Source organism: Mycobacterium saskatchewanense (assembly GCF_010729105.1).
Taxonomy (GTDB): Bacteria; Actinomycetota; Actinomycetes; order Mycobacteriales; family Mycobacteriaceae; genus Mycobacterium; species Mycobacterium saskatchewanense.
In genome coordinates, this window is sequence record NZ_AP022573.1 from 946100 (window position 1) to 966089 (window position 19990).

20 protein-coding genes and 2 pseudogenes are annotated in these 19990 nt (G+C 68.2%); 11 read left to right on the top strand and 11 right to left on the bottom strand.

What is annotated here, in order from left to right; genetic code table 11:
* Window positions 1-11 precede the first annotated feature (11 nt).
* Together G6N56_RS04345 and G6N56_RS28785 are read left to right on the top strand one after the other, a co-directional pair.
* Window positions 12-893 (top strand): HpcH/HpaI aldolase/citrate lyase family protein, encoded by an 882-nt coding sequence (locus G6N56_RS04345; RefSeq protein ID WP_085257273.1) that lies wholly within the window; start codon window positions 12-14, stop codon window positions 891-893.
* Between the two features lie 161 nt (window positions 894-1054).
* Window positions 1055-2524: pseudogene (locus tag G6N56_RS28785) on the top strand (FAD-dependent monooxygenase).
* Between the two features lie 2 nt (window positions 2525-2526).
* Here the strand turns inward: G6N56_RS28785 and G6N56_RS04360 are convergent.
* Genes G6N56_RS04360 through G6N56_RS04375 form a run of 4 tightly spaced genes read right to left on the bottom strand, consistent with a single transcriptional unit; the run spans window position 2527 to window position 5332 of the window.
* Entirely contained in the window at window positions 2527-3105 is a 579-nt protein-coding gene (locus G6N56_RS04360; RefSeq protein ID WP_085257274.1) for an ATPase, read from the bottom strand.
* A gap of 12 nt (window positions 3106-3117) precedes the next feature.
* Window positions 3118-3531, bottom strand: coding sequence for a TA system antitoxin ParD family protein (locus G6N56_RS04365; RefSeq protein WP_085257275.1), 414 nt, complete (start codon window positions 3529-3531; stop codon window positions 3118-3120).
* Window positions 3524-3838, bottom strand: a complete 315-nt coding sequence (locus G6N56_RS29575; protein ID WP_169717543.1) for a DUF3253 domain-containing protein — start codon at window positions 3836-3838, stop codon at window positions 3524-3526. Before G6N56_RS29575 ends, G6N56_RS04365 begins: the two co-directional genes overlap by 8 nt.
* Before the next feature lie 60 nt (window positions 3839-3898).
* Window positions 3899-5332, bottom strand: coding sequence for an MFS transporter (locus G6N56_RS04375; protein WP_158090744.1), 1434 nt, complete (start codon window positions 5330-5332; stop codon window positions 3899-3901).
* A 222-nt stretch (window positions 5333-5554) separates the two neighbouring features.
* Here G6N56_RS04375 and G6N56_RS04380 point away from each other — a divergent pair, with 222 nt between their 5' ends.
* The 6 genes from G6N56_RS04380 (at window position 5555) to G6N56_RS04405 (ending at window position 11149) form a co-directional block, all read left to right on the top strand.
* Window positions 5555-6298: a GntR family transcriptional regulator gene (locus G6N56_RS04380; protein ID WP_085257277.1), complete on the top strand. Its 744-nt coding sequence runs from the start codon at window positions 5555-5557 to the stop codon at window positions 6296-6298.
* Window positions 6299-6311: 13 nt separating this feature from the next.
* A complete protein-coding gene (locus tag G6N56_RS04385) occupies window positions 6312-7016 on the top strand; it encodes a phosphonatase-like hydrolase (RefSeq protein ID WP_085257278.1) in 705 nt (234 codons plus the stop codon).
* A 47-nt stretch (window positions 7017-7063) separates the two neighbouring features.
* Entirely contained in the window at window positions 7064-8056 is a 993-nt protein-coding gene (locus tag G6N56_RS04390) for a zinc-binding dehydrogenase (RefSeq protein WP_085257393.1), read from the top strand.
* A 48-nt stretch (window positions 8057-8104) separates the two neighbouring features.
* A complete protein-coding gene (locus tag G6N56_RS04395; RefSeq protein ID WP_085257279.1) occupies window positions 8105-8839 on the top strand; it encodes a sulfite exporter TauE/SafE family protein in 735 nt (244 codons plus the stop codon).
* Window positions 8840-9013: 174 nt separating this feature from the next.
* A complete protein-coding gene (locus tag G6N56_RS28795) occupies window positions 9014-9787 on the top strand; it encodes a hypothetical protein (RefSeq protein WP_232069211.1) in 774 nt (257 codons plus the stop codon).
* Window positions 9788-9913: 126 nt separating this feature from the next.
* Entirely contained in the window at window positions 9914-11149 is a 1236-nt protein-coding gene (locus G6N56_RS04405; protein WP_085257281.1) for an osmoprotectant NAGGN system M42 family peptidase, read from the top strand.
* A gap of 332 nt (window positions 11150-11481) precedes the next feature.
* On the opposite strand, the gene G6N56_RS04410 is transcribed toward G6N56_RS04405, so the two are convergent.
* Complete coding sequence (locus G6N56_RS04410) at window positions 11482-12318, bottom strand: LLM class F420-dependent oxidoreductase (RefSeq protein ID WP_085257282.1); 837 nt, start codon at window positions 12316-12318, stop codon at window positions 11482-11484.
* 196 nt (window positions 12319-12514) lie between these two features.
* Between G6N56_RS04410 and G6N56_RS04415 the strand changes: the two genes are divergently transcribed.
* Window positions 12515-13963, top strand: coding sequence for an FAD-binding oxidoreductase (locus tag G6N56_RS04415; RefSeq protein WP_085257283.1), 1449 nt, complete (start codon window positions 12515-12517; stop codon window positions 13961-13963).
* Between the two features lie 42 nt (window positions 13964-14005).
* Here the strand turns inward: G6N56_RS04415 and G6N56_RS04420 are convergent, their stop codons facing one another.
* From G6N56_RS04420 to G6N56_RS04430, 3 genes are all read right to left on the bottom strand, one after another.
* Window positions 14006-14821 carry a HugZ family pyridoxamine 5'-phosphate oxidase gene (locus G6N56_RS04420; RefSeq protein WP_085257284.1) on the bottom strand — a complete coding sequence of 272 codons (816 nt, stop codon included), beginning with the start codon at window positions 14819-14821 and terminating at the stop codon, window positions 14006-14008.
* Window positions 14822-15083: 262 nt separating this feature from the next.
* Window positions 15084-15872 carry an NlpC/P60 family protein gene (locus G6N56_RS04425; protein WP_142280736.1) on the bottom strand — a complete coding sequence of 263 codons (789 nt, stop codon included), beginning with the start codon at window positions 15870-15872 and terminating at the stop codon, window positions 15084-15086.
* Window positions 15873-15955: 83 nt separating this feature from the next.
* On the bottom strand, window positions 15956-16612 hold the full coding sequence (locus G6N56_RS04430) for a TetR/AcrR family transcriptional regulator (protein WP_232069212.1): 657 nt from the start codon (window positions 16610-16612) through the stop codon (window positions 15956-15958).
* Between the two features lie 46 nt (window positions 16613-16658).
* Here G6N56_RS04430 and G6N56_RS04435 point away from each other — a divergent pair, with 46 nt between their 5' ends.
* Entirely contained in the window at window positions 16659-17297 is a 639-nt protein-coding gene (locus G6N56_RS04435) for an O-methyltransferase (RefSeq protein ID WP_085257287.1), read from the top strand.
* Window positions 17298-17325: 28 nt separating this feature from the next.
* Here the strand turns inward: G6N56_RS04435 and G6N56_RS04440 are convergent, their stop codons facing one another.
* Window positions 17326-17877 carry an FKBP-type peptidyl-prolyl cis-trans isomerase gene (locus G6N56_RS04440; protein ID WP_232069301.1) on the bottom strand — a complete coding sequence of 184 codons (552 nt, stop codon included), beginning with the start codon at window positions 17875-17877 and terminating at the stop codon, window positions 17326-17328.
* Window positions 17878-17957: 80 nt separating this feature from the next.
* Window positions 17958-18104: pseudogene (locus tag G6N56_RS04445) on the bottom strand (cytochrome P450); the annotation flags it as partial.
* A 107-nt stretch (window positions 18105-18211) separates the two neighbouring features.
* Between G6N56_RS04445 and G6N56_RS04450 the strand changes: the two are divergent.
* Window positions 18212-18760 (top strand): hypothetical protein, encoded by a 549-nt coding sequence (locus G6N56_RS04450; protein ID WP_085257289.1) that lies wholly within the window; start codon window positions 18212-18214, stop codon window positions 18758-18760.
* A 30-nt stretch (window positions 18761-18790) separates the two neighbouring features.
* Here the strand turns inward: G6N56_RS04450 and G6N56_RS04455 are convergent, their stop codons facing one another.
* A complete protein-coding gene (locus G6N56_RS04455) occupies window positions 18791-19981 on the bottom strand; it encodes a serine hydrolase domain-containing protein (protein ID WP_232069302.1) in 1191 nt (396 codons plus the stop codon).
* Window positions 19982-19990: the final 9 nt, after the last annotated feature.

Genomic DNA, 19990 nt, shown 5'->3' on the forward strand with positions numbered 1-19990 from the left:
AGGATGAGGCCATGGCACCGACACTGCGCCCGCGCCGATCCGCCCTGTACCTGCCCGGGAACAAGGCCCGCGCGCTGGAGAAGGGGAGGACGTTGCCCGCGGACGTGTTGATCTTCGATCTCGAGGATGCCGTGGGCCCCGACGCCAAGGCGGACTCGCGGGCGAGGGTGTGCGACGCGGTCTCGTCGGGCGGCTACGGGTCCCGGGAGGTCGTGGTGCGCGTCAACGGGCTGGGCACCGACTGGCACGAGGACGACCTGGCCGCGGTGGCCGGTTCGGGCGCCGACGGCGTGCTCGTGCCCAAGGTCGAGCACGGCGACCACGTCCGGTCGCTGACCGGCGCGCTCGACGCCCTCGGGGCGCCGGAATCGTTGCAGCTGTGGGTCATGATCGAAACGCCCCGGTCCTTCCTCAGGGCGGAGGAGATCGCCGCCGCGAACGATCGCTTGGCCGCCCTGGTGATCGGCACCAACGACCTCGTGAACGACCTGCATGCGCTACACGTGCCGGGCCGCGCACCCGTCGTACCGGCGCTGGCACTGGCCGTGCTGGGAGCGCGGGCAGCCGGGAAGGTGGTGTTGGACGGGGTGTTCAACGACATCAGCGACGAAGCGGGCTTCCGGTCCGAGGCGCGCCAAGGTCGTGAGATGGGTTTCGACGGCAAGACGTTGATTCACCCTTCCCAGGTCGGGCCCGCCAACGACCTGTTCGGCCCCTCGCCCGACGAAGTGGCGGAGGCCCGCAAGATCGTGGCGGCCTATCGGAAGGCGCAATCGGACGGCGGCAGCGTCATAACGGTCGACGGCCGAATGATCGAGAGCCTGCACGTGCGCAACGCCGAGCGGATCCTCACGTTGGCCGCACTCATCTCCGAAATGCAGACGGGTTCCTGAGGCCGCCGACTTGCCCAACTTCTCTTCGACGGAACCCCTCCCATTCTCAACTTATAGGGCAACGGGGGGCTTGCCGCAAGACCCGGGTCCTGCCGCAAAATCGCTGGCCGAACACATAATTCGCCGGACATTTGGGGGACGCGATGCGGGAGAACGAAAGATTGGCCGATCATGCGGTGGTGATCGCCGGGGCCGGCCCCACGGGGCTGATGCTGGCAGGGGAATTGGCGTTGGCCGGGGTGGACGTCGCCGTGGTGGAGCGGCGGCCCGACCAGCGGTTGGTCGGCTCGCGCGCGGGTGGTCTGCACGCGCGCACCATCGAGGTGCTCGACCAACGCGGGATCGCCGACCGCTTTCTGGCGCGGGGCAGGTGGCCCAGGTGGCGAGCTACGCGCAGATCCGGCTGGACATCAGCGACCTTCCCACCCGGCATCCCTATGGCCTTGCGTTGTGGCAGAACGAGATTGAGCGGATCTTGGCGGATTGGGTCGCGGAGCTGAACGTCCCGATCTATCGCGGGCAAGAGGTGTCGGGGATTGCCCAGGATGACGGCGGAGTCCAGATCAGGCGGTCCGACGGCTCGGCCGTGCGTGCCGGATATCTCGTGGGGTGCGACGGCGGACGAAGCGTGGTTCGCAAGGCCGCCGGGATCGACTTTCCGGGATGGGATCCGACGACCAGCTACCTGCTTGGCCGAGGTGGACATGTCCTCCGAGCCGGGGAATGCACCGGATTGGGGTATCCGGCATGACGCACTCGGTGTGCACGCCCTGAACAAGCCCGACGGCGACGGACCGGTTCGGGTGATGGTCACCGAGCGACGGGTCGGCCCCGCCGGAAACGCGACGCTGGGGGAGCTGAGCGAGGCGCTGGCCGCCGTCTACGGAACCGATTACGGGATCCACAGTCCCGCTTGGATATCCCGGTTCACCGATGCGGCGCGGCAGGCCGCGGCCTATCGCGACCGGCGGGTGCTGCTGGCCGGTGATGCCGCGCACGTCCATCATCCGGTGGGCGGCCAGGGCCTCAACACCGGTGTGCAGGACGCGGTGAACCTGGGCTGGAAGCTGGCGCAGGTGGTGAAAGGCGCGGCACCCGACGGCCTCCTCGACACCTACCACGCCGAGCGTCATCCCGTCGCGGCCCGGGTGCTGCGCAACGCAATGGCCCAGATGGCGCTCCTGCGTCCGGATGACCGCACCAAAGCCTTGCGCGACACCATGTCCGACGTGCTGGTCATGGAGGAGCCACGCAAGCGATTCGCCGCGATGATGTCCGGGCTGGACATCCGTTACGACCTCGGGGAGGGTCACCCGGTGCTCGGGCGCCGCATTCCCGATCTCGATCTCGTCGACGGGGGCGGTCCGCTCCGGGTGTTCAGCCTGCTGCACGATGCCCGGCCGGTGCTGCTCAACTTCGGTGACCGCGGGGGTGCGGATGTCGGCCGATGTTCAAACCGTGTCAAATCGGTCGATACGAAATACGCTGGCCCGTGGGAACTTCCGGCGATCGGCGCCGTGCCGGCCCCCGGAGCCGTCTTGATCCGACCGGACGGATACGTGGCGTGGGCGGGGGAGGGCGGCGACCCGGGTCTGCACAACGCTCTGGTGACGTGGTTCGGGCCGGCCTAGCGTCACGCCGGCCACCGTGCTGACAACTCGCGCGGTGCCCACACCGGCCAACTTGTGGCGCCGATCAATTCGCCGCCACTGAGCTGGGCGACGATGCGAGGCCCTTTCAGCGCGCTGTTGTCGTACACGGTGGCCGAGTCGCAGCGGGGGATCGCGGCGACGGCCAGCGCCCAAAGACGTTGGAACCGTTGGCGGATCTTGTCCTCGGGGACGTCATGTCCGCCGGCGACGACTCGGTGTCTGACCCGCTGCACGGCCAGCTCTTCGGGGATGAGCAGAACGTGCAACACCACGGTGTAGCCGGCCGCGCGCGCGGTGCCGATCAACTCGAGCTTGGAGGGATGGGAGAACACGGTTTCGGCGATGAAGGAGCGGCGCAATTCGATCAGCCGGGAACGGGTTTCGGCGGCCACCCGGGCGGCCTCGTAGGCGTGCGCGGTCGGATGGGCGGGCCAGCGACGCTTGGCGATCTCGTCGGCGTTGACGAACGCGCTTCCCGGCAGTAAGGGCGCGAGCGTGAATTCGACGAAGGTGGATTTTCCGGCTCCGTTGGGCCCGATGACCAAGTCCAGCCGGTTCATCGGCCGGCGGCGTTACTTTCCGCGGCGGGCGCGCCGGCGGCCGGCGGTCACGACGACGGGGCGTCCGTCGGGCGGGTATTCGACGATCTCACCGGCCTCGTCGAGCGCCACGGTGGCGATGCCGCGCTGGGCGAGCCGGTCGCCGTAGTGGGCTTTGACGAGGTTTTCCTCGACCGCCGCGGCGATCTCGGCGTTGAAGACGACGCCCTCTTCGACGCTGAGTTCACGTAGCTCGAGGTCGCCGGCCAGCGCGGCCTCGACCCGCCGGCGCGCGGCCGTGTGCTGGCTGGAGACCGCCCGACCCACGCGCGCCCAATGGTCGAGTTGCTGCTTGGCCGAGCGGCTCTGTCGGGCCCCCTCGGCGGCTGCGCTGTCCACCAGATCGGCAGCGAAGCGGGTTACCCGATCCGCGGCAACGTCAACCATCACTTCTCGCTTCCGTAGCATCTTGTAACGATTGTAGCGTCCTGTTACGCCGGGGGCGATCCGTCGGCGGTGCGGATGCGAATAGGGCGCGCCATCCGCCATCGGGGTCGAGGACCCGGCCGCCCCGAGTGATCAGGACGCCGCCGTCTTTCGCCAGGTCACGCGCCGCGGCGGCATCGTCCGTCAGGTCGCGCCAGGTCGGGCCGCCGACGGCCCTCGCCGCAGCCCAGTCCCCATCGCGTGAGGGGGGTTCGCGCGCCAGCCGGACAACATCGTTGAACGCAAGTCCACTCGGGCGTTGAACAATGGCGGCTTAGCCACCCGCTTCCAGAAAAGCCGCCGCCGTCTACTGTGCCGCCACCCTGGCTCAGGCCCGGAGGGGTTGTGGCAGCGAGGTTTCCGAGCGGGTCTGCCGCGCGCGAGCGCCGATCCGAATGTCCTTGCTGACTTCGTCGAGCGCGAGGCCGTTCGGCTCGCGCAACAGCATCGTCGCGGCGATCGCAGCGGCGTAGCAACAGAATGCCAAGAGCATCACCGAGCGCAGCCCCTCGCCGGTCAGCAGCAACGGCACTAGCAGTGCGCCGACGAACGCGCCCACCTTGGCGACGCCGGCCGACACGCCGTGGCACGTGCTGCGGATCGAGGTCGGATACGACTCCGCCGCCAGCAACATGGTGGTGTAGTTGGGACCGAACGCGATTCCGAACAGCGAGACCCCGAAGACAAACGCAAACGGAACCACGCTGACGCTGAGGCTGGGCACCACGGCGATGACCAGCATCGCCACGGCGCATAGTCCGAAGCCCACGATCTGCAGCCGTCGTCGCGGCACCCGATCCAAGGCGAGCAGGCCGGCGATGCCGCCGCCGAGGGTGAAGCACACCACCAGGACGGCGTTGAGCGCGATGTTCGACAGTACGGTACCGTGCGGCGCGATGCTCTTGATGAGCAGCGGCTGGCTGACCGCATTGCCATACACCGCCACGTTGAAGAAGAACCAGCTGCCCGCGGTGCCCGCCAGGGTGATCAGGACGCGCCGGTTAGCGAGGACCGAGCGGATGCCCACGTGCGGCGCGCCCAACGCAAAGGGGGCGGAGAAGGCGGAGTTGCCCGACTGTGCCGAGAACGATTCGAAGTCCTCACGCGCCCGCTTCTCGTCGCCCCGCTCGGCGGTCCACCGCGGTGACTCGGGCATGTGCCTGCGCTGGTACAGCACCAGCAGCGACGGCAACACGCCCAACCCCAGGATGAGCCGCCACGCCGTGTCGTCGGGAATGCCCACGGCGAGGACCAACAGGCTGACCAGGTAGGCGCACGCTTGACCGAACACGTAGAAAATGAAGGTCAGTCCGACGAGCCGGCCGCGGTTTCGGCGGTTGGCGTACTCGGTCATGATCACCCCGCTGGCCGGGTAGTCGCCGCCGATGCCCAGCCCGAGGATCAGCCGGCCGACCAGCAGCATCGTGAAATTCGGTGCCAGCGCGGAGATCAAGGCGCCGATCATCATCAGCACCGCTTCCAGGCCGTATACGCGGCGGCGCCCGAACACATCGCCGAGCCGCCCGAAAAGGACGGCGCCCAACGCGACTGCCAGCAGCGTGGAACTCGTCAGCATGGAGATCTGCTTGCCGTTGAGGTGAAACTCCGTGGTGGCCAACAGCGTTACCGTGCCGATCACGTTCAGGTCGTAGGAGTCGGTGAAGAAGCCGGCGCCGGCGGTTGCCGCCGCCTTGAAGTGAAAGACACCGAGTTTCGCGTCGTCGATCGCCTTCGCGACGCCGGCTTCCGTCGTTGTGGTCATGGCGTCCTCCGGACAGCGGTGGGCATGGGGCGAAACGCACGAGCGGAGCGCCAGGCTCGGCGTCCACCGCCAACTTGTCATGAGAAGTACCGTCATTCATCCGGGTGCACCATGTCAACTTCTTGCTGCAATCGGAGTCAGATTTCAGAAACGATTAATCTGCAGTCTATTTGAGGTCGCCTGCTCTATTCGGACCTCGCCCAGACCTGTATAGTCAAGTTCATGACCGTGGCGTTGCACGAGATGATCGCCGACAGCCTGCGCGAACAGATCCAGCGGGGGGAACTCGCACTTGGCGCGGCGCTGCCGTCCGAGTCACAGCTATGCCACCGGTGGAACGCATCACGCGGACCCGTGCGTCAGGCGCTCGCCGCACTGCGCGCGGAGGGGGTCATCTCAGGTGGGCGCGGAAAGCCGCCAGTGGTGTGTTCTTCCTCGGTCGGCCAGCCGTTCGACACTCTGCTCTCATATTCCGCCTGGGCACATTCGATCGGCCGCACGCCCGGACAGCGCACCCTGGAGCTTGCGTTGCGCCGGGCCGACGACACCGCGGCGGCCGAACTCGGTGTCGACGAGGGCGTGCCGGTGGTGCAGATGCTGCGGTTGCGGCTTCTCGACGGCGAGCCGGCCATGCTCGAGCGCGCCACGTTCGTCGAGCACGTCGGCCGTCGGTTGTTCGACTTCGATTGCGACTCAGGGTCGTTGTGGGCGTATCTGCTGTCTCAGGGCGTCCAGTTCCGCACGGCCTCCCACGTCATCGACGCGATCGCCGCCGACCCGGTCGACGCAGTGCATCTCGACGTCGCCGAGGGCGCGCCCTTGCTGCGGCAACAACGCCGCACCCGCAGCGCCGACGGCGAGGTCATCGAATATCACGACGACCGCTATCTGCCGGGGCTGGTCAGCTTCACGCTCGAGAACACCCTCGACGCGCGCTGCGCTCTGGCCCGCAACGCCAAGCCCTGATCAGGAGGTCCGCATGATCACACCCGAACTCGTCGTCCTGGATATGGCGGGCACCACCATCGACGACGGTCAGCAGGTATATCGGGTACTCGCCGAGACCGCGGTCGCGCACGGCGGCACGCCCACCCCCGACGACATCGGGCGCTGGCACGGCGCAGCCAAACACGAAGCCCTGCGGGCGTTGCTCACCCCGCCCGGCGGCCCCCCGCCGGATGCCGGGCGGCTGCGGACCGTCGTCGCCGACTTCCATGCGCGGTTGACGGCGGCCTACACCGCCGCCGCGCCGGTGCCACTGCCCGGCGTGCCCGAAGCGCTGGCCGATCTGCGGCGGGCCGGCATTCGAGTCGCACTCAACACTGGCTTCGAGCGCGAAATCGTCGAATCTTTGCTCGAAGCGCTGGGCTGGCAAGGGGATTCGACCGTCGACGCCGTCGTGTGCGGCAGTGATGTGCCGGCCGGGCGGCCCGCCCCCTTCATGATCTTCCGGGCGATGGAACTCCTCGGGGTCATCGACGTCGCGCGCGTTCTCGTCGCCGGGGACACGCCGCGCGATCTCGAGGCCGGCACAAATGCCGGCGCGGCCTCCGTCGTCGGCGTGCTCTCCGGCGCCGGCACGGCCGAGGAACTCGGAGCTCATAAGCACACGCACCTGCTGCCCTCGGTGGCCGACCTGCCGGCCTTAATCGGCGCACCCGTTGCCGCAGCGAGCATTTCGTGACCACAAAGACCCTCGCCGCCGTATGGCGCGGAGGCGGGAACATCAGCATGCAACTGGTCCCCGTCCCGCCGCTGGGCCGGGGCGAGGTTTTGGTGCGGGTGCGGCTGGCCACGGTCTGCGGCAGCGACCGCCACACCGTCAGCGGACGCCGCACCCAACCCTGTCCGTCGATCCTCGGCCATGAAGCCGTCGGTGAGATCGTCTCGCTCGGGGAGGGCGACCCTGGTGCAGTCGACGGCCGCCCGTTGCGGGTGGGGCAGCGCGTCATCTGGTCGGTCACGCTGGCGTGCGGCGCGTGCGATCGGTGCCGCGCCGGCGTGACCGCGAAATGCCGCACCGTGCGCAAGGCCGGGCACGAAGCGCTGGATTCGGGGTGGGCGCTTTCCGGCGGCTATGCCCAACACGCGGTGTTGCCGAAAGGTTTGCCGATCGCGATCGTCGCCGACGACCTGCCCGACGCTGTCGCTGCGCCCGCCGCGTGCGCGACCGCCACGGTCATGGCGGTTACCGAGCGTGCAGGCGCGATGGCCGGCCGACGAGTGGTGGTCGTGGGAGCGGGCATGCTGGGCCTGAGTGCGGTGGCCGCGGCGGCCTGGGCCGGAGCCGCCTCGGTGCTGGCAGTCGACCCGGTGCCCGCCAGACGCCAATTCGCACAACGCTTCGGCGCGACCTCAGTGGAACCGTCAATCCCCGAGAACGCCGATTGCGACGTGCTGTTGGAGTTCTCCGGCTCGTCGGCGGCGCTGGGAGCCGGGATACGCGCGCTCGACGTCCAGGGGGTGGCGGTGCTGGCCGGGTCCGTGGCTCCCGACACACCGATCAGCGTGGACCCGGAGTCGGTGGTGCGTCGCCAGTTGTGCATCGCAGGGGTGCACAACTACGAGCCGCGCCACCTCACCGCCGCGCTGGACTTCCTGCGCCAGACGGGCGAGCGGTTTCCCTGGCCGCAACTCGTCGCCCGGCCGCACCGCCTCGACGACATCGCCACCCTCCTGATGGCGTCAGGCGGAACGGTGCCCCGCTATTCGATCGCCCCTTGAGCACGCGCCGGCCGCGGTGAAACGCGGCGCGCATCGGGAGAACACTTCATGCTCGCCTGCGCATCGCTGTTCCTGATCGCTCTGGCCGCCGGCACGCTCGGGGGACTGGTCGGCACCGGGTCTTCACTCGTGCTGCTGCCGGTGCTGGTCACCATGTACGGTCCGCGCGTCGCCGTGCCGATCATGGCCGTCGCGGCCGTCATGGCGAACGTGAGCCGAGTCGCGGCCTGGTGGAAGCACATTCGCTGGAGACCGGTGCTGGCCTACGCCGTTCCCGGTACGCCCGCCGCGGTACTCGGCGCGCACACCCTGCTCACCATTCCCCAGACCGTCGTGGAGAACGTGCTCGGCGGCTTCTTCCTGCTCATGATCCCGGTACGGAGAATCATTGCGGCGCGTCAATGGCGGGTTCGGCTGTGGCAACTCGGCGGTGCGGGCGGGCTCGTCGGATTTCTGACCGGACTGATCTTGTCCACCGGCCCCCTCAGCGTGCCGGTGTTCACCGGGTACGGGCTCACCGGCGGCTCGTTCCTGGGCACCGAGGCCGCCAGCGCCATGATGCTCTACCTGGCCAAGATGGCGACCTTCGACCAATTCGGCGCGCTGAACCACTCCGTCGTCATCCGCGGCCTCGCGATCGGGGCCGCGCTGATGATCGGCCCGTTCCTGGCGCGTCCGCTCGTGCGCCGCTTACACACCCGCACCTACGGCCTGCTCATCGACCTCGTGCTCCTGGTCGCAGGCGTAGGCCTCTTCGTCACGACCCTGGGCACCGCACGCTGACGTGTGGAGTCGGATCGGTTGGCGCACAATAAGCGTCATATCCATCGCCCACGACCTACCGTCTCGGCTGGTTGGGCGCCAAGCCCTCACGAACACAGCGTGCCGAAATCGGCAACCGCTTACTTCATGGCAAACTCGTCTGGTCAAACGCGGAATCTTCAACTGGCGGTATGCATGAAGCCTTTGTCCGAGCGCGAACTGCGAATGAACCAACAGGCCGCAGCGGTTGCTGCAGCGGTGCTGTCCCAGCCCGTCGAGGCGGCGACGCGCTGCGAGCACGCGTCGACGGACATGGTGGCCGAGGCCGCCGGCGCGAGCCGGTTCACCCGCGGAGTGGCGAAGTTCTTCGGCCGCGTCCCGACGCTGGGGAACCTGGGCGGAATGCTCAAGCAGATGGAGACGGGTGGGCTGCCCGAAACCTTCGTCCTCGCGGTCACGAGGGACCAGGTCCACGTGATCGAGGACAAGCGGAGCCACAGAGACCTTGTCGCCGGCCGGGTGCTGAGGTCCTGGGACAGGGCGGACTTCAAGGCTCGCACCGTCACCCCGGAGTGGAACGTGTCGCGGGGAGTGCCCGACGACCGGCAACTGCTGGTGCTCTGGGTGCCGATCGAGGCGAGCAGCAATCCGTATCTGCAGGCCGGCGTGCGGGCCGCAGCCGAGGCCGGTCAGCCGGGCTTGCCGACCGACTTCATGGTCGCCAAAGACGCCCCGAGCCAGCGGCTCATCGACGCCCTCGACGCCGCGGGCCACGTCCGCGTCGTCGACGTCCTGGGTGACGCCGAGGAGGCGCAGGACCCGGAGGACGCCGCGGACCCGTCAGACGTCTCTTCCCCGCGGCCGTCGACCACCGAACGGCTCCAGGAGCTGGAAACGCTGCGCGCCACCGGAGTGGTCTCGGAGGCCGAATACGCCCGCAAGCGGGAGCAGATCATCGACGAACTGTGACGCGTGTCTCCGGACCGCCCGTCGCCGGCAGATGAACCTTTGGATCCGATACCCCGGGCCGGTCGCGGCCGGCGGACTTTTCGGTAGGTTGAACGCGGTTCGATCCGACCGGGAAGGGAGACACCGTTGCGTCAAACCGCGGCCATGGCCGAGGCCGACCGCGTCTGGATGATCGACACGCTGCTCGCGCTGCTCCAGACTCCGAGCCCCTCGGGGCGGACGGACGCGGTGATGCAGTCGATCGGCGACATCTTCGACGACCTCGGGGTGCGGTTCTCGCTGACCCGTCGCGGGGCGCTGACCGCCGAGCTGCCGGGTGAGTCGGCCACCACCGACCGGGCGCTGATCGTGCACGCGGACACCATCGGTTGCATGGTGCGGAGGCTGAAGGACAACGGCCGGCTCGAGATCATCCCGGTCGGGACTTTCTCGGCCCGGTTCGCCGCGGGCGCGCGCGTCCGGATCTTCTCCGACGACCCGGACGAGTTCATCACGGGCACGATCCTGCCGGTCAAGGCCAGTGGGCATGCGTTCGGCGACGAGATCGACACCCAGCCGACCGATTGGGAGCATGTCGAGGTCCGTGTCGACCGCAAGGTGTCGAACCGCGAGGACCTGGTCCGTCTCGGCCTGAACATCGGCGACTTCGTCGCGCTGATCGCGAGCCCCGAGCTGACCGCCGACGGCTTCATCGTCTCGCGCCATCTCGACGGGAAGGCGGGCGTCGCGATAGCGCTGGCGCTGGCCAAGAATGTCGCCGAGAACAAGATGGTGCTGCCGCACCGCACCATCATCATGGTCACCATCACCGAGGAGGTCGGGCACGGAGCCAGCCATGGCCTGCCCGCCGACGTCGCCGAACTGGTTTCGGTGGACAACGCGGTGTGCGCACCCGGTCAGCACTCCATCGAGGACGGCGTGACGATCCCGATGGCGGACATGCACGGCGCGTTCGACTACCACCTGACCCGAAAACTCTGCAGGCTCGCCGACGAACGCGGCATCCCGTGTGCGCGGGACGTGTTCCGGTACTATCGGTCCGACGCCGCCGCGGCGATCGAGGCCGGTGCCGGCACCCGAGCCGCGCTCGTCGGGTTCGGCGTCGACGGCAGCCACGGCTGGGAGCGCACCCACATTCAGTCGCTGGAATCGGCCTATTGCCTGCTGCTTTCGTGGCTGCAGACGCCGCTGACGTTCGCCAAATGGGATGCCAAACCGACGGGCAAGCTCCGCGATTTTCCCTCGTCGGAGCAGCCCGCCCCGACCGAGAAGTGGGTGCCGCTGTCCCGCGGCGAACATGCCGAACCCGGCGACGCATCGCCCGGTTCGCACTGGCCGCCCTCGGAAGGGCCCCACACCTGAGGCGGAACGTTCGTCGGCCCTTACCCGATTACGTGGGAGCTGTCGGCCGTCCGCCTTCGAGCCTGCGCTGACGGCGCCGAGCCTGCGCACAGGTCGCGATTTTCGTGCTCAAAGTCAAGTGGTTGGTGCAACTGGGGTGCAGGCTCGGCGACTTCGCCCGGTGAGAGTGCCCGCGGTCGGGTCTCGCGATCGTCGGTATTTGCCCGGGTGACTTCGCGTGCGGCGGTACCGTCGGAAATGTGACGGTGTTGAGTCAGCTCGCATCGGTGCGAGAGTCGCTCGGCGCCGGCCTGTTCCACCAAATCCGTTGGGCGATGACCGACTGACGACCGTCAGAAGACCCGCTCCGCCAGCCTGTCCAGCTTCCCGGTGACCTCCGAGTCGTCACCGTCGGGCAAGAGGAACAGGCACCGGTCGACGCCCGCTGCCGCATATCGCTCGATCATCTCCTGCTTCGACGACGCGGCAAACAGGCTGATCTCGACGGCGTCACGCCCTGCCTCTGTGACGCGCCGCTGCAGCTTGGCCACCCGGTCGCGGAAGGCGTCAAGGTTTTCGCTGGTGACGTCCTGGGCGAGCCATCCGTCCCCGAAGTCGATAATGCGGTCCTCCACGGTCGGCCCCATCCCGCCGACCAGGACCGGCAGCGGCGACTGGATCGGCTTGGGATAGGACCAGATTGGGTCGAAGTTCACGTAGTCGCCGTGGTATTCGGCTTCCTCGGCGGTCCAGATCGATCGCATGGCCTCGACGCGCTCACGAAGTATGGACATGCGAACGCGCGCATCGGTGCCGTGATTGGCCATCTCCTCGCGGTTCCATCCGGCCCCCACCCCGAACAGAAACCTCCCACCCGAGAGGCGGTCCACGCTGGCCACTTCCTTCGCCGTCGTGATGGGGTCGCGCTCCACGACGAGACAAACTCCCGTGCCGACCTTCAGGCGGCGGGTCGCGGCAGCGGCAGCGGTGCACGCCACAAACGGGTCGTAGGTGTGCGCGTACATCTTCGGCAGCTCACCGCCGCCGGGATAGGGGGACTTCCTGCTCACCGGGATGTGGGTGTGCTCGCAGAACAGCAGGGACTCGAAGCCGCGTTCCTCCGCGGCCGCCGCGAGCTCACCCGGCGCCATGCCGTAGTGGGTGGGGAAGTAGCACAGGCCGAATTGCATGAGGGCGCCTCCTTGCCTCCGAGTAATGGGTTCCCATTGTTCTTACCCGTGACGGTGGCATCGAAGCGTGGCCGCCGCGTCGGTGATCCTTCGGCGACGATGCGCTAACAGTCGTGCAACGCCTCCCGCGGCGCGGCGGTTCGTGCCGCCTCGTCGACAACAATGCGGGACATGACGCAAGCGCGGGAGTCCGACGTTGGCGCGTGAGATCTCGCGCCAGACGTTCCTGCGCGGCGCCGCCGGGGCGTTGGCCGCCGGCGCACTGATCGGGTCGGGCCGAGTCGGCTCGGTACGGGCCACCGCGGCCCCCAATACGTCCGGGTGGGAGGGTCTGTCCAGCGCCCTCGGCGGGAAGGTGGTGCTCCCGGGCAGTCCCCAATTCGGCTCGGCCAAGCAGGTTTTCAACACCAACTACAACGGTCTCACACCGGCGGCAGTCGTCACGCCGACTTCGCCGGCCGACGTGCAGAAGGCGATGGCGTTCGCCGCGGCGCACAACCTCAAGGTCGCGCCGCGCAGTGGCGGGCATTCGTACGTGGGGGCGTCTACGGCCAACGGCAGCATGGTGATCGACTTGCGTCAGCTGCCCGGGGACGTCAAGTACGACGCGTCCACCGGGTATGTCACGGTGGCCCCCGCGACCAGTCTGTATGAGATGCACCAAACGCTGGCCGCGGCCGGCCGGGGGATCCCGACGGGCACCTGCCCGTCGGTCGGCGCCGCGGGGCACGCGCTGGGCGGCGGCCTGGGCGCCCAGTCCCGTCACGCGGGCCTGCTCTGTGACCAACTGACGTCGGCGACGGTCGTGCTGCCCGGCGGCCAGGCGGTCACCGCGTCCCCCGCGAGTAATCCCGACCTGTTCTGGGCGCTGCGCGGCGGCGGGGGCGGCAACTTCGGCGTGACGACCTCTCTGACGTTCGCGACGTTCCCCACCCAGGACGTCGACGTCGTAAACCTCAACTTCCCGCCGCAGTCGTTCGCGCAGGTGCTGGTCGGCTGGCAGAACTGGCTACGTACCGCCGACCGGAACAGCTGGGCGCTGGCGGACAACACCGTCGATGGGTTCGGCACGCACCCTCGTATCCTCGCGACGTGCCCGGTCGGGTCGGCGAGCAAGGTGGGCAACGCCATCGTGTCGGCCGTCGGGGTGCAACCGACCGGGACCGAGAATCACACGTTCAACTATTTGGATCTGGTGCGGTATCTGGCCGTCAACAATCTCAACCCGTCACCGCTCGGATACGTCGGCGGCTCGGACGTGATCACCACCCTCAATGCGGGCGCGGCCCAGGGAATCGCCGCGGCGGTCGAGGCCTTCCCCCGGGGAGCGGGCCGCATGCTGGCGATCATGCACGCGCTCGACGGCGCCCTGGCGAGTGTGGCGCCGAGCGCCACCGCCTTCCCGTGGCGCCAGCAGTCGTCGCTGGTGCAGTGGTACGTCGAAACGAATGATCCGTCGGCGGCCACCAACTGGCTGAGCACGGCACACCGAGCCGTGCAACCCTATTCGGCCGGCGGCTACGTCAATTACATCGAGGCCAACCAACCGGCGGCACGCTACTTCGGGCCGAACTTGGCTCGGCTGACGGCCGTGCGGCAGAAGTACGATCCGGGCCGCGTCATGTTCTCGAGTCTGAACTTCTGACTCGCCGGTCCCACCCCCAGCGCCGAGCTGGCGTCGCAGGTATCACGCCGTCGGCGTCCAGGACGACGCGGCGCCTCGGGCCAAGTCCGCTGTGGCGGAACGCAATTGGTCGGCGGAAACGAGCGGCGCCGGGAATCCGACGCGGGTATAGGCCACGCCGCGCGGCGTGTGCACCCGCAGGTCGAGGCCGTAGCGGTCGATGCCAGAGCAGACTGCGGTGTCGGTGTCGGGGTAGCCGCCGAACGCCCGGGCCATCGCCGCGAGCGCGTCGGCGTGGTCGGCGTTGAGGTGGGCCGTCGCCCGAGCGGCGGCCGGTGCGATCGGATCCGGCGCCGCCCCGGCGTACTGTTCACCGGAGGCCGAGTCCATCCGGCCGTACCCGCCCACCCAGCGCACCCGCTCGACCCGCAGCAGCCACAGGCTGAAGTCGCTGAAGTCCAGGTAGAAACGGGCAGCGGGCACCGCGCTCAGGTAGGCCGCCCGGGCGGCGTCCAGTTCGATGTCCGAGGGCCGAACGACCTTGCCGGCCAGGGTGATTCGGCTGCAGGCCAGCGGGTCGGCTCCGGTGGCCGCCGCCACGATGGACAGACTGGCCCTCGGATCGCCCGCCAGGTTGCGGCCGTGCTCGGCCAGGCTGGACACGCACAGCACCGCCGTCCCGTCGAGCAGCCCATAAGCCACCAACGACGCCCACGGGTCGCCTTCGGCAGTCAGCGACGCGAGCGTGGCGGCGTTCGCGGCGGCCGCGATCGTGCGGGCCTGCTCCGCCGCGGACGGGCGCGCGCCCGAACTCGGCGGCCGAAGCGGCGGCGGCGCGGAGGGCGCATCCCCAGGGTCGCCATGGTCACGAATCACCACGATCCCGACGCTACTGCATCGGCGGTTTCGGGGACCCGTCCACGCCGGACTGCCGGGACTGCGCAGGCTTTGCGAGCCCAATCCAGCCGCCGGCCTACCAACGGGCGAGATGGAAAACTTGATCGTTCTCAGTTTCCGGGCGGGCGCGTCGGCCGTCATGTCGAATACCTGGGCCGGGTGCAGGGCATCAACCTCCAGGCGATTGCCGCGAGCCTCACCGCGGGCTGATCGCTGCTGATTGGATCGGGGGAACGAGTCCTCGTCAGCCGATCGGCCGCCATGCCCCCAGCACGGCGGTCCGGTACCAGCCGGTCCGATCGCGGACCTGGACCCCGACACGATTTTGGGCGCTGACCCGACTGTCGATGATGTGTGCGTCGTCGATGTAGATGACCACGTGGGACGCCAGGCTCGCATTCCCCTTGGGATGCAGGTAGACAACGTCGCCGGGCTCGAATGGTCCGTCTGCTGAGATGCGGGTTCCCATCGGGCCCGCGGTGCCGTCCGCCTGTCGATGGACGTCGCCGCCGAACTTGATGCCCAGACCGTAGTTGTAGACCCACGCAGTGAAGTTGGAGCAGTCCAAACCTGGCCCAGGATCCCAGGCGGCCAATCCCTGCGGCGCGTCGGTGTCGGGATTCTCTCCAGAAACACCCGCGTAGGTCGAGGTAGGCGGCTGCCAACCCGGGATGTGGTGGTGGCGGTATTGCAGGCCCAGCGGGTTGTCCGGCGAATAGATGTAGCGCATGGCCACCGCGAGGATGCGTTCCCGCTTCCAGATGGCGGAATCACAGCCCGCGTTTTGGGGGACGTCCGGCGCGGGGAGGGCGTCCGCCCGCGGCCCCCATCCTCCGTTTTGGTAGTGCCCCTGGGCGTCCGTGCGGTACCAGGTGTCCGGCGGCTCTTGGCTTTGCGGCAACTCGTCACGGCCGGCGAAATCCCCCGTCAGCGAGCCCCAGCTGCACGAGAAGGGGTAGGACAGCCCGCCGCCGTCGGCGCGGGACAACCCAGGCACGCCGATGCCTATCGCCGAAGTCGCTCCCCAAAGCATGCAGGCGACCATGACTCGGAACTTCGATCGATGCGTCAACAGGCCCTCTGTTCGGTCGACCGGTTCGCGCTGCCGAAGCAATGCTAGGCCGGGCTCGGCTTCGCGCGCCGCGAGTGCTGCGGAGTTGGCCAGCGAGTGCACACCAAGAGGGCGCTGTCGACAATGCGATCGGCAAAGGCGTCGTCCACCGGTTCACCCGTCACGAGGACCCGATAGTGAACCGGGCCCATCAGCCACTCGGCCAGCGAGGCCACATCGGTTTCGGGCGACAGCTCACCGCGGGCGACCGCACGGACAAACGGTTTTTGGTCCCGGACCTGCTGGTCGTGCAAGTAGCGGGCCCGAAACGTCCGGGCAAGCTCCTCATCGTGCTGCGCTTGCCCCACCAGCGCGCGATAGACGGCACCGGCGTCGTCAGTAGTCAGAAATCGGATGGTGTCGCGCACGTGTGTGCGCAGATCGGACTCGAGGCTGCCGGTGTCGGGCGGCTCCAGGTCGGCGGCCGCGTCCTCGAGGAAGGCGTCCATGAGCACGTCGGTCTTGGAGTTCCACCAGCGGTAGACCGTTTGTTTTGCAACCCCGGCGGCCCTGGCGATCCCCTCGACCGTGACGCCCGCGAACCCCTTTTCAACGAGTAAATCGTCGGCGGCGCGCAGGATGGCCTCTCGCGCGGCCTCACTGCGCCCGTGCCGGTTGCCGCGATGCGGTTGGGTACCTGCCACAGTTCGATCAAACACCACGGGCGAACCCTAGACTAGACGCAACGCTTCGTCTACTCTAGGCAGCATGACCTCTACCTTGACCCAACCGGAATACGCCTCGATCATCGATCGGCTGTTTGCCGATGCACGCCTGGACGCCGAACGGCGACAAGGAGTTTCGCCGCGCGACTATCCCGTAGAAGAACGCGCCGACGCGTGCCAGGACTATTACCTCTCCGTGGCCCCCGAATCAGGCCGGCTGCTGTACAGCCTCGTTCGCGCGGTCAAACCGACGACGATCGTCGAATACGGCATGTCGTACGGGATTTCGACCCTGCACCTGGCGGCTGCGGTCCGCGACAACGGCAAAGGGCACATCATCACCACCGAGATGAGCTCCCGCAAGCTGGCGGCGGCACGCGCCACGTTCGCCGAGGCGGGAGTCTCGGACTTGATCACCATCCTCGAAGGCGACGCCCGCACGACCCTCGAGACGGTCCGCGGGCCGGTGGAGTTCTTGCTTCTCGACGGCTGGCCCGACCTCGACCTGACGGTGCTGAAGATTCTCGAACCCGTACTCGAGCCCGGCTCGCTCATCCTCGGCGACAACGTCAACCTGGACCCGGATCACGCCTACCTCGATTACGTCCGCGCCCCGCAGAACGGCTATGTCAGCACTCCGGTGCCCCTCGACAAGGGCCTGGAGCTCACCGTCCGGATGTAGCCACGGGACGCGGAGGTCGCGGTGCGGCTCAACTCGATGCGCTGAGGATCTTGATCGCGAAGACGAGCGAGTCGCCCGGCCGGATTCCGGCGCTTGGCTGACCGTCGGGGTAACCGTCCGCGGACGTCATCGCGACCGCGACTGTGGACCCGACGGTTTGCCCCGCGATCGCCTTCTGGAAGCCCGGCACGACGCCGTTGAGTGGGAAGTCGACCGGGGCGCCGCGGTCGTAGCTGCTGTCGAACACCGATCCGTCACGCCCGTTGACGCCCATGTAGCAGACGGAGACCCTGGCGGTCGCCGGGACCACCGGGCCGTCTCCGGCGCGCAGGGTGTGCACCTGCGTCTGGGTGACACTGAACGGTGTCGTCACGTTCACCCGCGGCGCCGTGGTGTCCGTGGACCCGGTGACGCCGATGCTGCCGGTGGTCCCGGCCAGCGTCCACTCGGGCGACCCGCCGGCGGGCGGCGCCGCGGTGGGGCATGAGCCGGCCGCAGCCGCCGTGCCCGAGGTGGCGAGCGTGCAAACGGTTGCTGCGACACAGGCGGTGAGCGCGACGGTGGGATACGTCCGGAACAACTTCACGGCGGCCACGCTACTGCCTACTGGTCGGCCCGCCGCAGGTAGGCCCGAGGCGGCGAAGAGGCGAACGTCCCGAGTTACCCGGTTTTGATCCGTGGAGGTCCGAGGTTCACGGGGAGGTGTTTGATTCCGTGCAGCACGGTGCTGTTGTTCGGGACGGGCTCCCCGGCGAGCGCCAGTCGGGGGAAACGCTCGAAAAGTGATTGCAGGCCGATGTGCAGTTCCATGACCTTTCCCGGGTCCAGAGGTACGCGACAACATAGTGCCCCTTGCCGGCCGGCCGCCAACGGGTGAAGTGACGGCGATCCAGTCCCGCTGCACACTGGCGGCTGTGAACGTGGCGATGTTCGTAGCGGCTCTCGTGGTCGCCGTGTCGGGCTCGACGCCGTCCGCAGCCGCCGACCCCAATCAGTTCCCGGACCTGAGCAGCTACGCCGCTGTCAACGCAGCCGACTACACGACGTACCACGCGTATATGACCACCGGCGTGCAGTTCTCCGCCCCGGCCGGTTACCGATGCCGCATGAGCTTCACGCACAAGCAGAACGGCGCACACGTGGCCTGCTGGGGAACGCTTCCGGGCACACCGCACAACTACGTCGGATTGGACTACATGGTGGGCGGGTCCCTGGTCTCTTCGGGCTTCTCCACCATCGACCTCTCCAGAATGGAGGAGATCCAACCTGTCGGTGACCTGCCCGGTGGAACAGTCAACCCGGCGGACTACAAGCCGCTGCCCACGCACAGCAAGGTCGGCTATGCCGGGGATGGACCGCTGCAGACGTGTGCCGTGGACGCGTCGATGACCGCCTGCGCGATAACGGACCAAGACCGGCGACACGGCTTCGTTCTTTCACCGCAAGGCAGTTGGCTGTTCTGAGCGACAACGCGCGCAAGGCGACCTCCGGAACTACCTGGTGATTCCAACCAACTCGCTTGCCACCGAATCGAATGCGCGCAGCGTGTCCAACATGTGCGGCTCCTGAGAGTGCGGCTGGGCGGACACCTTGGCGGCCACCATTTCGGCGGCGCGGTTGATGTAGATCATCTGACCGCACATACCCAGGCATAACACGATGTCGCTGCCGGGGTAGGGGAACCACATTTGGTTGCGGTACATCCCGCCGGGCAGTTCGGTGTCCTCGGGGCAGGCGGCGAACGCCTCACGCGAATCGGGGCCGCCGTCAAGGGTATCCGCAAGCCACGCTTCCGGAATCACTTGGTGCCCCGTCAGCGAGACGCCGTCCTGCAAGAACAGCGACCCGAACCGAACCATATCGGTGAGGCAGGCGCTGATTCCGCCGTTGAACATCCCGGTGCCTTCCGTGTCGACGCCGATGGTTGCGTCGTCTTGGGCGCCGATGCGGCTCCACAGCAACTCGGACATCAGGTCGGGCATCCGCTGCGCCCCGGCGACCTCGCAGACCCAGCCGAGGACGTCGGTTTCGCACGAACGGTATTCGAAGGGCCCGCCGTGCGCCGACTTCTGCCGCAAGGTCAACAGGAACTCCCGCAGTGTGGCGGGGGCATCCGGACGGCTCCTCGGTGCCCACCCCATCGCCTGGTCGAGGAGGTGTATCTGCGCGTCGGGATCCTCGTAGTCCTCGGAGAAGGCGATACCCGACCTCATGTCCAGCAGATGGCGCACCGTTGCGCCGGCATAGCCGCAATCAGCCAGGGCGGGAACGTATGCCGTGACCGGCGCGTCGACCTCGATCGCACCGGCCTCGTGCAACGCGCCGACGACGCATGCCACCAGCGACTTGCTCACTGAGAACAGCAGGTGCCGGGTGTGGGGGCCCATGCCGCCGAGGTATTCCTCGGCGACCATCGACCCGCGATGGGCGACGGCCCAGCCGTCGGTGACGGTGGCGGCCATCACCTCGCCGACGGTGGTGGACGTGCCGTTGGTGTTGGTCACCGGTACCTCGGCCAGGGGAGCGGGTGCCGCGGGCATCTCCGCGACCGGGGCGGTCCCGCGGGAGATCCGCGCCGTGCGCACGAAGTCCTCGACGTGCTGAAAAGACCAGTGCGAATAGGGCGGCGACAGCCAGTTGCCCAGTGTGATGCCGGCCGGCGCGCGACCGGGCTCGCCGTCGATCGCGCTGCC